Genomic DNA, 14,100 nt, shown 5'->3' with positions numbered 1-14,100 from the left:
TTTCTCAAATTGTTGCCACATCTCATCTTCAACTGCCTTGTCACCCGTTAAGCTTTAACTCTTTCTCTTGAGACAAAGGCAGTAATTCTAGGTTGCGATAGGCTGTTTGAAAGGACTTTAACAAATCTGGAGACATTGAGATATGGATTATAGAATGGCTATCTATTCATATCATAGGGATGAATGCGTTTGTTTCATTCGTTGCGGGGGGATTTAATACTTTTGACTTTTGACTTTTGACTTTCCCTCTTGGGGCGCTGACATCTTGTGCTGTATTCCAGTCCCAGGGTACAGAAAGGGCGAAAATAGGGCGATCGCCTGTGCCATCGCTTATATTTCCGGGCAGGTAAAATGCCTATCTTACAAGATTCGTCCCTTAATTCAGCAATGCCAAAAATTCTAATTATTGATGAGTTAGGAAAAGAGAATTTCGGAAGCGATCGCCACCGTTACCGCCAGCTAATTTCAACCTGCACCATGATCTTTGTCTGCAAGCGCACCTTTGGACAAAAGAAAGCCAACGCCTCAACTTTTTCTCTCGCCCACAACTCCAACTCTGGCAAATCCAGTGCAGGGCTTTGGTTTAACTGCAAATACTGAAGTATCAACAGACACAAAATAAATCCAATTTGCTGATGAACGATTGCGTAAAACGCACGCTGCGCGGTAAGCGTAGCTATGCCGTTAGGCTTATCGCTCTTGAAAATCACTATATAATGTAATCATCATCCTATCGAATTAGGAAAAATTTGTATGCTTACCTCTAATACAAATAAAGCATTATATGAACAAGATTTTTATTTATGGATACAAACCACTGTTAAATTATTAAAAGAGAGAAATCTAGAACAATTAGATATTGATAATCTGCTTGAAGAAATCGACAGCATAGGTCGGAGTGAAAAGAAAGAATTAGAAACTCGATTAATAGTATTAATTGAAAATCTACTGAAACTGCAATTTTGGATTTTAGATAAAGATGATAATGCTAGAAGTTGGCGTACAAATGTGGTTGAGCAACGAAGACAAATATTGTATATTCTTGCCGATAGACCTAGTTTGAAATCTATTCTCAATCATATATTTATAGACTGTTATACAGATGGAAGAAAAGATACAATTAGAAAATATCAACTCTCCTCTGAACTATTTCCTGAACAGCCACCTTTTTCTCTAGAACAGGTTCTCAAAGAATATTTCATACCCTAAATTTTAGTATTATGGATGTTTATCAAGATGAGCGCGTGGTGTATATTTTAGGCGTTCGCGCAGCGTGCGTTTTACGCAATTGCCTGTGAATTTATAATTTAAATAGGTGCAATTGTATAAGTCTCTATTTCCGGAGTAAACCAATGCAATTAGAAGATTATTTTGATTTTGTATCACCAGATGATATTCGGCTAAAAGGACACCGTATCGGTATTGATAATGTACTTGAATATTACTTAGAAGGATATACGCCAGAAGAAATTGCAGCTAATTTACCTTCTTTGAGTTTAGAAAAAATTCACGCTACTATTACTTACTATTTACATAATTGCGCTGAAATTGATGCTTATTTATCACGGTTAGCAAAATGGCGTGAACAGCGTTATCAAGAATCTCTTACTCATCTTTCACCTTTGGCGCAACGCATGAGAACTTTAAAAACTCAGAGAAGAAATCAACAGGTAAGTGCTTCGTGAAGGTGCGTTTTTTACTTGATGAAAATTTATCTCCACGTTTAAAAATAGCTGTTCTCCGTCTCAATCCAGCTATAGATATTTTGCGTGTAGGTGAAAGCAACGCGCCACCATTAGGAACTTTAGATCCTGATGTATTGCTTTATTTAGAATTATCTCAACGGTTGTTAGTAACAGATAACCGTACTAGTATGCCATCTCATTTAGAATCACATTGGACAGCAGGTGGACATATCTGGGGATTATTTTGGGTACGTCCTAGAATACCAATAGGAAAACTAGCGGAAGAACTTTTGCTAATTTGGGAAACTACTGAGGCGGAAGAATGGATAGATCAGTTGGAGTGGATTCCATTTTAAGCAATCACTATTATTATCTCTCAATTTCCACAGGCGATCGCTGTATAATTATCTCCGATTAATGACTATATATTGGATTCTGAAGATTGTTTACTCTCTACATCCTGAAAGTCTTGGATTTTGGCATATAAACTGGCAACTGTTTCTTGATCAAACAGCTTTTCTTTCAGTTGTAAATAATCGCCTTCACTTAGTTTACAGGTTGCCCAAAACTTCATTACTTTAGATGGTTCTAAGTGAGTGAGTAAAACTTGCATTACTTCATGTAAATTTTCTTGTTCATTAATTACTTTCATGGTCATTTTCTACCTCAAAAATAAAATTATTTGGATTGATGACTGTGATTGATAAATTCTTACTGTTGTGAGTTGAGAGAATCACGCAAATTTGCTAAATTATCACGCACTCTCACAGTATTAGGATGATTCCCTCCTAAACTTTGCTCGAAAATATTCAAAGCTTGGAGTAAAAGGGGTTCGGCTTGGTCATACCGTCCTTGGGAATAGTAGAGTTTAGCCAAGTTGTTGAGGCTTTGGGCGACATGGGGATGATTGTCTCCCAGCAGGCGTTGTCTGAGTTCTAAAGCTTGGAGAAACAGGGGTGCGGCTTGGTCGTACTTTCCTTGGTAATAGTAGAGTAATGCCAAGTTGTTGAGGCTGGTGGCGACATGGGGATGATTTTCTCCTAGCAGGCGTTTATATAGTTCTAACGCTTGGATATACAGGGGTGTGGCTTGGTCGTACTTTCCTTGGGTGCGGTAGAGTTCTGCCAAGTTGTTGAGGCTGGTGGCGACTGAGGGATGATTGTTTCCCAGCAGGCGTTTATATAGTTCTAACGCTTGGAGAAACAGGGGTGTGGCTTGGTCGTACTTTCCTTGGGTGTGGTAGAGTAATGCCAAGTTGTTAAGGCTGGTGGCGACATCGGTATGATTGTTTCCCAGCAGGCGTTTATCGAGTTCTAAAGCTTGGAGAAACAGGGGTTCGGCTTGGTCGTACTTTCCTTGGGTGCGGTAGAGTAATGCCAAGTTGTTGAGGCTGGTGGCGACTGAGGGATGATTGTCTCCCAGCAGGCGTTTATCGAGTTTTAAAGCTTGGAGAAACAGGGGTTCGGCTTGGTCGTACTTTCCTTGGGAATCGTAGAGTAATGCCAAGTTGTTGAGACTGGAGCCGACATCGGGATGATTTTCTCCCAAGCGGTTTTGTACAGTTGATAAACACTGTTGATTCCAAGGTTCGGCTTGGGTATATAATCCTTGCCCTTTATAGAAACAACTCAAGCCGACGAAAGGCCAAATTACATCTTTATCACTGACGTATTGAATGAGATGATCTGCTACTTCAGCTAGATGAGGTATGGCAAGGGAAACAACGTTAATTTCCTCAAGGGTAGGAGTCTGAGGAATTTCTTTAGCAACTGCTACCATTACCTGACAAAGCGATCGCCTAAATTCCTCTGCTTGCTCTAAACCTGTAAGCTTATACTGAAAAAACTCCCGCAGCAATGGATGTAATTGATAGATATCCTCACCTTTGCGCTGGAGTAAATGCATATTTATTAACTTATCGTCTCTAATTTCCTCTAACTCATCCTCATCTTTCTCTGGTAAGCACTTTTCTACTAAGTTCCAGTGTATAGGTGCAGCAGCAAATAAACTGAGTAAACAGCCTAATTGCTTGTCATCCTCTGCTAATTCCTGCCAACTCAACTCAAAGGCGGCTTGCACTCCTAACTGTGCTGTCATATCGGCTTCTGGCTTGACAAGTGCAGGTTGTTCTAATCGCTTTTTCTCCAAACGCTGCATCATTGCTGATAAGGATAAATCCGGTGTTCGCGCCAGATATCGCCCCACCAACTCCAACCCCAAAGGTAAATAACCCAGCCATTCACATAACTGTTTTACTACATCTTCTCTCTCAATTCGCTCTGGTGTTTCTGTCAGCAAAGACCTTAACAACTCTAATGCTGCATCTGGTTGTAATACATCCAAAGATAATTGCTTGATGGATGCACCCAACTTTTGGCGCGTAGTCATCAATACTTTAAATCTGGAAGATACGCCCTGTAGGTAAAGTCTGACTTGCTGGTAATCTGTGACATCATCCACCACTAACAGCACATCACCCTCACACCAATTCCGCCAGCAGTATTGTATTTTTTCGGATGAATTAAATTCTTCTGGTGGGTTTAAATCAAGGTGAGTTCTAGCAAACTGGATTACTTGAACACCTATATCGTCGGCTTTCGCTTGTATCCAGCAAAGTCCACCTTTGTAGTTTTCGCGCTGATTCTTGGCATATTGCAAGGCGAGTTCTGTTTTACCCAGTCCACCCATTCCCGCAATTGCTGCAATGGCGACTTGGTTATTTTCCTGCAAAAGTTGATGGAGGTTTTGCAGTTCTTCATCACGTCCGACAAATTTCACTACCCCACTCAGGGGTAAATTTTGCGGTATTTCTTTTGACTTGACCCCTTTGTCTTGGGGCGACTGTAGTCAAAAGATATTAGTCCCACTGAAAGTATTTCCCTGAAAGACGTTTTTAATCGATTCAGCTAACTTGGTGGAATTGATGACACTTGCTGGTTGTGAGTTAATATCATCTGCTAACTTTTGGACTTTTGGTGCTACTTGGGGGTCAGCGTTGGCGGCTGCTTCTACATCCCGCACTGATTCGGCAATTTCTGTGTCTGTATCGGCTACTGCTTTCAATTCTAATACTGCTTGACCGTAATCTAACGGTGGCTGGGGGTTTTTCTCTGCTAACCAGGTGAGTTTATTTTTATCGCGTAGCTGTTTAACTAATTTCTGACTTTCTGTTAATGCAGCTTCCCCTAGCTTTTCGCCTGTTTTTTCTAAGGCTTTAGTTAAAACTATTGTAGCGATCGCAGTTGCTACGGCTGTCAAGGTTACTGGTTCCATAAATTTAGTAATAATACGAGATTATACTTATGTTCTTCAGTTTAACAGTTCCTCAATAGCCGCGACTTTAGTCATTTTTTAATTAAGACCGAAGCGGATTTTAGATAAAAAATCTAAAATCCCCAATCGATTTATCGATTCACAGCCGCCGCTTCTCGCGCCGCAGTCGCCTGATCGGGATGAATACCCAAACGTGTGAGATTAATTCGTCCTTTATTGTCAATTTCTCGCACCTTGACAATAACTTCATCTCCCACGGCTACTTCATCCTCTACTTTGCCAACCCGGTAGTCAGCTAGTTGAGAAATGTGGATCATGCCTTCTTTCCCAGGCAAAAATTCCACAAATGCACCAATTGGGATTATTCGCGTCACACGTCCTACATAAACATCACCTTCATGTAGTTTGCGAGTCATACCCTGAATGATGTTGCGGGCTTTCTTGGCCTTGCTTTCATCCAACGCCGAAATTGTTACAGTACCATCGTCTTCGATGTCAACTTTCGCACCAGTTTCTTCAGTGATTCCCTTAATAGTTTTGCCTCCAGGCCCAATCACTAGACCAATCATGTCTGAATCAATCTTGATTGTTAGCAGACGTGGGGCATAAGGTGAAGTTTCTATGCGTGGTTGTTCGATGGTCTGAAGCATTTTCTCCAGAATGTGCAACCTGGCTGATTTAGCTTGGTGAATAGCTTGGGCTATCACATCCAAAGACAACCCTGAGATTTTCATATCCATTTGCAGGGCAGTAATACCAGTGTCTGTCCCAGCAACTTTGAAATCCATGTCGCCTAAGAAGTCTTCAATCCCCTGAATATCTGTTAGGACTCGCACTTCATCGCCTTCTTTAATCAAACCCATTGCTGCACCACTAACGGGTTTCAGAATGGGTACACCAGCATCCATTAACGAAAGGGTGGAACCGCACACTGAACCCATAGAAGTGGAACCGTTGGAAGAAAGTACTTCGGAGACGACCCGAATCACATAAGGGAATTGTTCTTTGGGCGGTAGCACAGGGATCAGCGCTCTTTCTGCTAAAGCACCATGACCAATTTCGCGCCTTCCTGGGAAACGCATAGGTTTGGTTTCCCCCACAGAGAAAGGAGGGAAATTGTAGTGATGCAAATAGCGTTTGGATTGGTCTGTTTGCAGGTCATCGTTGAGGTTTTGAGCATCTCCCGGTGTTCCCAGGGTGCAAGCGGATAAAACTTGGGTGAGTCCCCGGTTAAATAAACCACTGCCATGAACGCGCTTTGGTAAAACACCAACTTGACAAGAAACAGGGCGCACTTCATCTAGTTTGCGACCATCAACACGCACATTGTCGTCAACGATTTGACGGCGCATGAAGTGCTTAGTAATGTCTTTAAAAGTATTACCAAGTGCCTTACTGTTGGCAGTTGCAGCAGTGCGGACTTGATCATCTTCTGGTAATTCGGCGATCGCCAGGGAAATTTGTTCTTTAACAGCATCCAAAGCAGTATCGCGTTCGGCTTTGCTGTATTCAAATTGAGACAGAATTTTCTTAATCTCATCGCTGGCGCGATCGCGGATATAATTCTGTAGCGTTGGGTCTTCCTCTGGTGGTGCTTCTTGCACTACTTGCAGACCCAATTCTGCTAATAAATCTAGCTGTGCTTGAATTAAATCTCGCACTGCTTCGTAACCAAAGTCAATTGCTTCGATAATATCTTGCTCTGGCAACTGATTGGCACCTGCTTCCACCATGATTACACCGTGGGGTGAACCGGCTACTATCAGGTCTAAGTCACCGTTTTCGGTTTCTGCATAAGTGGGGTTAATGATGAAATCATCTCCCACTAAACCCACTCTCACTGCTGCCATTGGCCCATTGAAAGGAATTTGAGCGATGAGGGTAGCAATGGAAGCACCAGTCACAGCTAGGACATCAGGTGGTACCAACTCGTCCATCGACAGGGTAAAAGCAATAATTTGCAAGTCATCTCGCAACCATGAAGGGAACAAAGGCCTCATGGGGCGGTCTATGAGACGGCTAGTAAGAATTGTTTTTTCTGGTGGACGGCCTTCTCTCCGCATGATTCCTCCAGGAATCCTACCTGCGGCATATAGTCTTTCTTCGTAATCTACTGTTAAGGGAAGAAAATCAATGCCTTCTCTGCCCTTTGCTCGCGTAGCCGTCACCAAAACGGATGTGTCCCCTGATTCTATCAAAACTGACCCACCAGCTTGGGGAGCTAGTAAGCCTACTTTCAGTCGAATATCCCTACCATCGAAGGATATTGACTTATCAACTTCTGCCATTCAGTTTTTTTTCCTTCTCTTTCGCTATTCTCTCTCTGTGGCAATCCTAACATTTATGCCCTAAGGCTGACTTCTAGTACATACAAAGTTGAACAAGTCGTTCAACCCAAAGAGCGATAAAAGATCAGCGCGTCTACTACTTGCCCATCAGCTAGCTTGACTGCACGCGGAATTTGCCCAATGATCTTAAATTCTAACGATTGCCAAAGCTGAATTGAAGGTATATTAGTTTCAAACACCAAATTGAACATCACCCCTTCGTAGCCTAGGTTTGCTGCTATCTCCAGCATCGCCTCGCCCATAAACCGCCCTATACCCTGACCGCGTAATCCTGGTTGTACAATAAAACCAGCGTTGCAAACATGGCTACACCGACCTGGAAAGTTGGGTTTTAGATAAAATCCCCCTAGCACCTCTTTTGGCTGGTGTGTAGCATCCTCAACCGATGCCCTAACCACGAAGGCATCTTGGTTCAACCAGTAAGTTGCAAATTCTGCCTGAGATAAAGGTTGATTTTGGGGATAAGTTTTAGCTTCAATAATCACAAGATTTAGTAATGAATTTACTACCTCCTGCTCTTGAGGATGCATATAATCTAGTTCTACTGCTAACCCATTTTTGAGAATTTTATAAAATGGCAATTCCATTATTAATCAGTTTTATAATATTAGATTTATTGGTCACATTATAAAATTTGATGGAATTAGTTTACTCCTAGTAAAAAACACTTCATTATTTAATTTAACAAAATATCAATAGTTGACAAATGGCAATTTTACACGGTAGTTGGTTATTAGTAAATCAAAATAATTATTTATTTATTTGGGGTGAAACGTGGCGTTCTTCGCAAGTAAGCTTTGATCTAACTCAATCACTGGATATACCACCACATCCTTTGGCGATGACAGGAACAGAGTTGAGCGAGTGGTTAAGTTCTCAGAATATAAAAATTGCTAAATCAATACAACAACCCCAAGCTGCTGTCGTTGCTACTAAAAGGACTCGTAAAATTGCCAGTGCAAATGAAGTAAGCTTGCCCACACAATCCCAAATTATTGCTTTACCAACTTATATTGCCGAACAAAGTTCAGCAGAAATAGTATCTGTTTCCCCCTTACATTCTGGCAGCTCGGGTTCAGAAATAAATGCTCCACAATACTTACAACCGTGGCGAATTGAGGGTTTTTGTCTCAACCCCAGTGAAGCCATGAAATTTCTGACTTCTTTGCCATTAAATGCTGCTAAAGCAGAAAGTTCTTTTTTGGGTGGAGATTTACGCTTTTGGTCACAAGTTTCCCGTTGGAGTTTGGATTTAATTGCCCGGTGTAAGTTTTTACCAACTATCAACAGACAATCAGATCAGTCCATAGCTGCCAAATGGCAAGTCCTGTTAGATAGTGCTGTAGATGGAACGCGCCTAGAAAAATTTGCCGCAAATATGCCTCTGGCTTGTCGTACTTATCAGCAAGAAGGTGGGAGTGGGGATGAGCAATCTTTAATTTATCTGGACTTACCTCAATCACCGCAGGAATTATTGCTGGGATTTCTCAATAGTTTAATAGATGCCCAAGTGCGCGAGATGATGGGTTCTCAACCTGTAATGGAACCGAGAATGATGGCATCTTTGCCAGGTGGGGTGCGACAGTGGTTGCAGGGTTTAGCGAGTGAATCTCACACAGTTAATGCAGATGCAATGGAAGTGGAACGGCTGGAAGGGGCGCTGAAAGCTTGGACTATGCCTTTGCAATACCAACTAACAGGGAAGGCATTATTTCGCACCACTTTTCAACTGCGGCCTCCGGAGTCGGAAGAATCCCATTGGATCTTGGCGTATTTTCTCCAGGCCGCAGATGATCCCCAGTTTTTAGTAGATGCAGCCACAATTTGGCAAAATCCTGTTGAGCAATTAGTTTATCAAAATCGCACCATTGACCAGCCACAAGAAACGTTATTGCGGGGATTGGGTTTAGCTTCCCGATTGTATCCAGTTCTGGCTCCTAGTTTGGAAACAGAATATCCACAATTTTGCCATCTCAATCCATTACAAGTTTATGAGTTCATCAAAGCTGTAGCTTGGCGGATGGAAGATAGTGGTTTGGGGGTTATTTTACCTCCGAGTTTGGCGAACCGTGAAGGATGGGCGAATCGTTTAGGTTTAAAAATTAGCGCGGAAACCCAAAACAAAAAGTCAGGACGTTTGGGTTTACAAAGTCTGTTGAATTTTCAATGGGAATTGGCCATTGGTGGGCAAACTATTTCTAAAACCGAGTTTAATAAACTTGTGGCTTTGAATAGCCCCCTAGTGGAAATTAACGGTGAGTGGGTAGAGTTGCGATCGCAAGATATTAAAACAGCACAATCATTTTTTACCTCTCGCAAAGACCAAATGGCACTTTCCTTGGAAGATGCTTTGCGTCTGAGTACGGGAGATACCCAGGTGATTGAAAAGTTACCTGTAGTTAGTTTTGAGGCATCTGGAGCCTTACAAGAGTTGATTGGGGCCCTATCAAATAACCAGGCGATCGCCCCTTTACCCACACCCGCCAGTTTTCAAGGACAGTTACGTCCTTATCAAGAACGTGGTGCAGCGTGGCTGTCTTTTTTAGAACAATGGGGTTTGGGTGCTTGTCTGGCTGACGATATGGGACTAGGCAAAACCATTGAGTTTATTGCTTTCCTCCTCCACCTCAAAGAACAGGATGCACTAGAAAATCCTACATTGTTAGTGTGTCCAACTTCTGTTTTAAGCAACTGGGAACGGGAGTTTAAAAAATTTGCACCAAGTTTGAAAGTTTTGCAGCACCACGGTGATAAACGTGCTAAAGGTAAGGCATTTGTTACCGCAGCCACAAAACACGATGTAGTAATTACTAGTTACTCACTAATTCATCGAGATATTCAATCATTACAGGGCGTTTATTGGCAAATAATTGTATTAGATGAAGCCCAGAATGTGAAAAATTCTGAAGCCAAACAATCACAAGCAGTCAGACAATTAGAAGCCACATTTCGTGTTGCTTTAACAGGAACACCAGTAGAAAATAGACTACAAGAACTGTGGTCTATTTTGGATTTTCTCAATCCTGGTTATTTAGGTAATCGGCAATTTTTCCAAAGACGGTTTGCCATGCCAATTGAGAAATATGGTGATACAGCTTCTTTAAATCAATTGCGTGGTTTAGTGCAACCGTTTATTTTGCGTCGCCTGAAAACAGATCGGGAAATTATTCAAGATTTGCCAGAAAAGCAAGAAATGACAATATTTTGTGGTTTAGCTGCCGAACAAGGGGCGCTTTACCAACAAGTAGTAGAAGCATCTTTGGCAGAAATTGAATCGGCCGAAGGATTGCAACGTCGAGGAATGATTTTAGGGTTATTAATCAAACTCAAACAAATCTGTAATCACCCAGCCCAGTATTTAAAAGCCAACTCCTTAGCAGAACATCATTCAGGCAAACTCCAGCGGCTAGAAGAAATGTTAGACGAAGTTTTAGCAGAAGGTGATGCTGGCCCAGAACGCTCTTTAATTTTTACCCAATTTGCGGAATGGGGTAAATTACTAAAACCACATTTAGAACAAAAACTAGGGCGCGAAATCTTGTTTTTATATGGCGGTACCAGTAAGAAACAACGTGACGAAATGATCGACCGTTTTCAACACGATCCCCAAGGGCCGCCAATTATGATTCTGTCTTTAAAAGCAGGTGGAGTGGGACTAAATTTAACCAGGGCTAATCACGTATTCCACTTTGACAGATGGTGGAATCCCGCCGTAGAAAATCAAGCCACAGACAGAGTATTTCGCATTGGACAAACCCGGAATGTCCAGGTGCATAAATTTGTTTGCACTGGGACATTAGAGGAAAAAATTCATGACATGATTGAAAGTAAAAAACAACTAGCTGAACAAGTAGTAGGTGCAGGTGAAGAGTGGTTAACTGAAATGGATACAGACCAACTGCGTAATTTGCTATTACTTGATCGTAGTGCGGTAATTGAAGAAGATTAAGGACTGGGAACTAGGGACTAGGGAATTAAAAATTACAAATTATGACTAATGAAACTCTACAAGCAAGCCGTGAATGGTGGTCACAAAAATGGCTAGAATTACTAGATGCTTATCGTTTTAAAAAGCGTTTAGAACGTGCGCGAAACTATTCTCGTCAGGGCAATGTACTCAGCATTGAGTTTAAAGGTGCCAAGGTATTAGCTAAAGTACAAGGTAGTGAAGTAGAACCTTATAAAGTTTCTCTTTCCCTTGATCATTTTAGTGAGGAAGAATGGAGTTATGTCATTGAAACCATGTCCCAAAAGGCTATTTTTGCAGCCAAATTATTAGCTGGAGAAATGCCGCAAAATATCGAAGAAGTATTTACAAAAAATGGTCTATCTTTGTTTCCCTTTACACTTTCAGATGTTCATAGCAAATGCTCTTGTCCTGATAAAGCCAACCCCTGTAAACATATTGGAGCGGTGTATTATCAGTTAGGCGATCGCTTCAGTGAAGACCCATTTGTACTATTTCAATTGCGCGGACTTACTAAAGAGCAAATTATTAGCGATTTACGTCATTTACGCGGTGCTAAAGTTGAAGTTACTACACTTGAAGTCACAAATATTGAACAGCCTGCTTTACCCCATAAAGACATTATAAATATTGCTGATTTCTGGCAATATCATGAACCACTAGAGTCTTCCTTGGTAGTGATTGCGTCATCAAGTAGCGAAACAGTATTAGATGTATTAGGATCAATTCCCTTAGCTAAAACGGAAGAAAACTTAACGAATTTACCTGTTAGTGATGTGGTGATGAAGTATTTAGATACTGTTTACAAACAGGTAAGTCAGCAAGCTATGTTATCAGCTATGAATGTGGGAGAAAGCTAACTCAGGATATTTTGCTGATGTTCTCCTGATCAAAAGTCAGGAAATCCATGTTGGCAAAAATTTATTCACAGGACTTACGCAAAATCATCAGAGTTTTCGAGAGTTCTTGCATAAGTCCTCATTCAAACAAGTTTTATTGTCCAAACTCAAGTCTAGCTTGTTCAACTAAATCGGCTGTCACCACCTCTTTTTCTGCTTGACGTGCCATCTGTTCAATTCGGGCTTTAGCTTGGGAACGGGCAAAAAAGGGAATCTTTTTTAACTTGGACTGAGCTTCTACTGTCCATCGCAAAGCATCTGTAAAATTTGAATCACTCATTATATTGATACCTTCATGTAATCACAGATGACCATAAATCATGTCATCTATCATGGCTTTTAGTGGGCTATGTTATATCTTTGATTGTGTCATATGCAATAACATATAAAAAAAGCCCCTGTTTTTACACAAGGGCAAAAAAAGCATTTGATTGTCAGTGATGAAAAAAAACTTTAAGCCTAGTCAAGGTCATCCATAAACATAACTGGCTCAGTTTCGCGGTTGATACCTTTCTCAAAACCACCAGAAGCAGCACGGGCGCGTCCAGCGTGCCATAAGTGACCAATGAGGAAGAAGAAACCTAACACGAAGTGAGAGGTAGCCAACCAAGCGCGAGGAGATACATAGTTAAAGGAGTTGATTTCGGTAGCAACTCCACCCACAGAGTTCAAGGAACCCAAAGGTGCGTGGGTCATGTATTCAGCAGCACGACGTGCTTGCCAGGGCTGAATGTCGTTCTTAACTTTATCTAGGTCAAGACCGTTAGGCCCACGTAGAGGCTCTAACCAAGGGCCTTGGAAATCCCAGAAGCGCATGGTTTCACCACCGAAGATGATTTCACCAGTTGGAGAGCGCATGAGGTATTTACCTAGACCTGTAGGGCCTTGTGCAGAACCAACGTTAGCACCTAAGCGTTGGTCACGAATCAAGAAGGTCAAAGCTTGCGCTTGAGAAGCTTCAGGGCCAGTGGGGCCAAAGAATTCACTGGGGTAAACGGTGTTGTTGTACCAAACCATACAGGAGGCGATAAAGCCCATTAAGGACAATGCACCCAAGCTGTAGGAGAGGTAAGCCTCACCAGACCAGATGAACGCACGACGCGCCCATGCAAAAGGCTTGGTGAAGATGTGCCAAATACCGCCAGCAATACAGATTAGGGCAACCCAGATGTGACCACCGATGACATCTTCCATGTTACTGACGCTGACAATCCAGCCTTCGCCACCGAAGGGGGACTTGATCAAATAACCGAAGATGACTGCTGGGTTTAGTGTTGGGTTCGTAATCACACGAACATCACCACCACCAGGGGCCCAGGTATCATACACGCCGCCGAAGAACATTGCTTTCAGCACCAATAGCAACGCACCACATCCGAGGATGATTAGGTGGAAGCCGATGATGTTGGTCATTTTGTTCTTGTCTTTCCAGTCATAACCAAAGAAGGAAGAATACTCTTCTAAGGTTTCTGGGCCACGAACGGCATGATAAATACCACCAAAACCCAGCACAGCTGAAGAAATTAGGTGGAGTACACCAACAACAAAGTAGGGGAAGGTGTCGATGACTTCACCACCAGCACCAACACCCCAGCCTAAAGTAGCGAGGTGAGGAAGCAGGATCAAGCCCTGCTCGTACATGGGCTTTTCAGGAATGAAGTGAGCGACTTCAAACAAAGTCATCGCTCCGGCCCAGAATACGATCAAACCAGCATGGGCAACGTGAGCGCCAAGCAGTTTACCAGATAAGTTGATGAGACGAGCGTTACCAGACCACCAGGCAAAACCTGTAGATTCTTGGTCACGTCCGCCGCCTAAGACATTCGGTCTATTAGAGAGCGTTACCACGAGGTAGAACCTCCTCAGGGAATATAAATTGTTCGTGAGGCTGATCTTGAGGAGCCATCCAAGCGCGGATACCCTCGTTC

The 14,100-nt window shown here is 42.3% G+C and carries 13 protein-coding genes and 1 pseudogene; 6 read left to right on the top strand and 8 right to left on the bottom strand.

What is annotated here, in order from left to right; all coding sequences use genetic code 11:
* Nucleotides 1-387: 387 nt before the first annotated feature.
* The 4 genes from ACM0OS_RS25445 (at nt 388) to ACM0OS_RS25430 (ending at nt 2,041) form a co-directional block, all read left to right on the top strand.
* Nucleotides 388-600 (top strand): hypothetical protein, encoded by a 213-nt coding sequence (locus tag ACM0OS_RS25445; RefSeq protein ID WP_414545963.1) that lies wholly within the window; start codon nt 388-390, stop codon nt 598-600.
* A gap of 153 nt (nt 601-753) precedes the next feature.
* Entirely contained in the window at nt 754-1,209 is a 456-nt protein-coding gene (locus ACM0OS_RS25440; RefSeq protein ID WP_414545962.1) for a DUF29 domain-containing protein, read from the top strand.
* Between the two features lie 143 nt (nt 1,210-1,352).
* Nucleotides 1,353-1,685 carry a DUF433 domain-containing protein gene (locus tag ACM0OS_RS25435; protein ID WP_414545961.1) on the top strand — a complete coding sequence of 111 codons (333 nt, stop codon included), beginning with the start codon at nt 1,353-1,355 and terminating at the stop codon, nt 1,683-1,685.
* Complete coding sequence (locus ACM0OS_RS25430) at nt 1,682-2,041, top strand: hypothetical protein (protein ID WP_414545960.1); 360 nt, start codon at nt 1,682-1,684, stop codon at nt 2,039-2,041. Before ACM0OS_RS25435 ends, ACM0OS_RS25430 begins: the two co-directional genes overlap by 4 nt.
* A 65-nt stretch (nt 2,042-2,106) precedes the next feature.
* Here the strand turns inward: ACM0OS_RS25430 and ACM0OS_RS25425 are convergent, their stop codons facing one another.
* The 5 genes from ACM0OS_RS25425 to ACM0OS_RS25405 all read right to left on the bottom strand — a co-directional run bounded on the left by ACM0OS_RS25425 (nt 2,107) and on the right by ACM0OS_RS25405 (nt 7,893).
* Nucleotides 2,107-2,343 carry a hypothetical protein gene (locus tag ACM0OS_RS25425; protein ID WP_414545959.1) on the bottom strand — a complete coding sequence of 79 codons (237 nt, stop codon included), beginning with the start codon at nt 2,341-2,343 and terminating at the stop codon, nt 2,107-2,109.
* Nucleotides 2,344-2,396: 53 nt separating this feature from the next.
* Nucleotides 2,397-4,463, bottom strand: coding sequence for a tetratricopeptide repeat protein (locus ACM0OS_RS25420; RefSeq protein ID WP_414545958.1), 2,067 nt, complete (start codon nt 4,461-4,463; stop codon nt 2,397-2,399).
* A gap of 69 nt (nt 4,464-4,532) precedes the next feature.
* Nucleotides 4,533-4,958 (bottom strand): hypothetical protein, encoded by a 426-nt coding sequence (locus ACM0OS_RS25415; RefSeq protein ID WP_414545957.1) that lies wholly within the window; start codon nt 4,956-4,958, stop codon nt 4,533-4,535.
* 131 nt (nt 4,959-5,089) lie between these two features.
* Nucleotides 5,090-7,246: a polyribonucleotide nucleotidyltransferase gene (locus ACM0OS_RS25410; RefSeq protein WP_414545956.1), complete on the bottom strand. Its 2,157-nt coding sequence runs from the start codon at nt 7,244-7,246 to the stop codon at nt 5,090-5,092.
* Between the two features lie 101 nt (nt 7,247-7,347).
* Nucleotides 7,348-7,893, bottom strand: coding sequence for an N-acetyltransferase family protein (locus ACM0OS_RS25405; RefSeq protein ID WP_414545955.1), 546 nt, complete (start codon nt 7,891-7,893; stop codon nt 7,348-7,350).
* Between the two features lie 119 nt (nt 7,894-8,012).
* Here ACM0OS_RS25405 and ACM0OS_RS25400 point away from each other — a divergent pair, with 119 nt between their 5' ends.
* Both ACM0OS_RS25400 and ACM0OS_RS25395 read left to right on the top strand, forming a co-directional pair.
* Nucleotides 8,013-11,255, top strand: coding sequence for a DEAD/DEAH box helicase (locus ACM0OS_RS25400; RefSeq protein ID WP_414545954.1), 3,243 nt, complete (start codon nt 8,013-8,015; stop codon nt 11,253-11,255).
* 41 nt (nt 11,256-11,296) lie between these two features.
* The gene (locus tag ACM0OS_RS25395; RefSeq protein ID WP_414545953.1) at nt 11,297-12,133 is read left to right on the top strand and encodes an SWIM zinc finger family protein; all 837 of its coding nucleotides are present in this window, start codon (nt 11,297-11,299) and stop codon (nt 12,131-12,133) included.
* A gap of 133 nt (nt 12,134-12,266) precedes the next feature.
* On the opposite strand, the gene ACM0OS_RS25390 is transcribed toward ACM0OS_RS25395, so the two are convergent.
* The 3 genes and pseudogenes from ACM0OS_RS25390 to ACM0OS_RS25380 form a co-directional block, all read right to left on the bottom strand.
* Entirely contained in the window at nt 12,267-12,452 is a 186-nt protein-coding gene (locus ACM0OS_RS25390) for a PCP reductase family protein (RefSeq protein WP_414545952.1), read from the bottom strand.
* Nucleotides 12,453-12,631: 179 nt separating this feature from the next.
* On the bottom strand, nt 12,632-14,020 hold the full coding sequence (psbC, locus tag ACM0OS_RS25385) for a photosystem II reaction center protein CP43 (protein WP_414545951.1): 1,389 nt from the start codon (nt 14,018-14,020) through the stop codon (nt 12,632-12,634).
* Nucleotides 14,004-14,100, bottom strand: a pseudogene (locus ACM0OS_RS25380) (photosystem II protein D2); the annotation flags it as partial. The pseudogene ACM0OS_RS25380 and the gene psbC, both read right to left, overlap by 17 nt.

Origin of the sequence: Nostoc sp. CCY0012, assembly GCF_963920855.1 — a bacterium.
Taxonomy (GTDB): Bacteria; Cyanobacteriota; Cyanobacteriia; order Cyanobacteriales; family Nostocaceae; genus Cyanocohniella.
This window is presented reverse-complemented; position numbering and strand designations above follow the sequence as displayed.

Coding starts and splice junctions, on each gene's coding strand:
- ACM0OS_RS25415 (WP_414545957.1), bottom strand. CDS start 4,958: ATGGAACCAGTAACCTTGACAGCCGTAGCAACTGCGATCGCTACAATA.
- ACM0OS_RS25435 (WP_414545961.1), top strand. CDS start 1,353: ATGCAATTAGAAGATTATTTTGATTTTGTATCACCAGATGATATTCGG.
- ACM0OS_RS25390 (WP_414545952.1), bottom strand. CDS start 12,452: ATGAGTGATTCAAATTTTACAGATGCTTTGCGATGGACAGTAGAAGCT.
- ACM0OS_RS25395 (WP_414545953.1), top strand. CDS start 11,297: ATGACTAATGAAACTCTACAAGCAAGCCGTGAATGGTGGTCACAAAAA.
- ACM0OS_RS25405 (WP_414545955.1), bottom strand. CDS start 7,893: ATGGAATTGCCATTTTATAAAATTCTCAAAAATGGGTTAGCAGTAGAA.
- ACM0OS_RS25400 (WP_414545954.1), top strand. CDS start 8,013: ATGGCAATTTTACACGGTAGTTGGTTATTAGTAAATCAAAATAATTAT.
- ACM0OS_RS25440 (WP_414545962.1), top strand. CDS start 754: ATGCTTACCTCTAATACAAATAAAGCATTATATGAACAAGATTTTTAT.
- ACM0OS_RS25445 (WP_414545963.1), top strand. CDS start 388: ATGCCAAAAATTCTAATTATTGATGAGTTAGGAAAAGAGAATTTCGGA.
- ACM0OS_RS25425 (WP_414545959.1), bottom strand. CDS start 2,343: ATGACCATGAAAGTAATTAATGAACAAGAAAATTTACATGAAGTAATG.
- ACM0OS_RS25410 (WP_414545956.1), bottom strand. CDS start 7,246: ATGGCAGAAGTTGATAAGTCAATATCCTTCGATGGTAGGGATATTCGA.